Here is a 597-nt window from a genome sequence, read left to right on the forward strand (position 1 = left end):
GCCAGGGCCCACAGCAGATTGGCGATATGCTGAGGAATAAAGAGGTCTTTCTCTTCTGTTGATTCAGCTTTGGTTTTCACCCGGGGCAGCAGCGCGGCCAAGGCCTCTTTGAGCTTCGGTGTCTTCTTCAGCTCCAACCCGTTATCCACAAGTTTCGCCAAGGCCCACAGCAGATTCGTTGTAGCCTGGGTGTTGAAGTGGTCTTTCTCTTCTTTTGATTCGGCTTTGGTTTTCACATGGGGCAACAGCGCGACCACTGCTTCTTTAAGCTTCGGCGTTTTTTCAAGCTCCAGCCCATTGTCCACCAGTTTCGCCACGGCCCAATATAGATTAGCGACTGCCTGTGCCTTGAAGTGGTCTTTCTCTTCTTTTGCTTCGGCTTTGGTTTTCACCTGGGACAGCAGCGCAGCCAAGGCCTCTTTGAGCTTCGGTGTCTTCTCCAACTCCAGCCCGTTGTCCACCAATTTCGCCACGGCCCACAGCAGGTTGGCGATATGCTGGGCATTAAAGTGGTCTTTCTCTGCTTTTGATTCGGCTTTGGTTTTTACCTGAGGCAACAGCGTGGCTACGGCCTCTTTCAGCTGCGCTGTCTTCTCC

1 pseudogene is annotated in these 597 nt (G+C 52.8%); it reads right to left on the minus strand.

Annotation, left to right across the window (positions count from 1 at the left end):
- Window positions 1-597: pseudogene (locus J7439_RS25915) on the minus strand (hypothetical protein); the annotation flags it as partial.

Origin of the sequence: Salinisphaera sp. G21_0 (genome assembly GCF_017744115.1) — a bacterium.
Lineage (GTDB): Bacteria > Pseudomonadota > Gammaproteobacteria > Pseudomonadales > Endozoicomonadaceae > Endozoicomonas.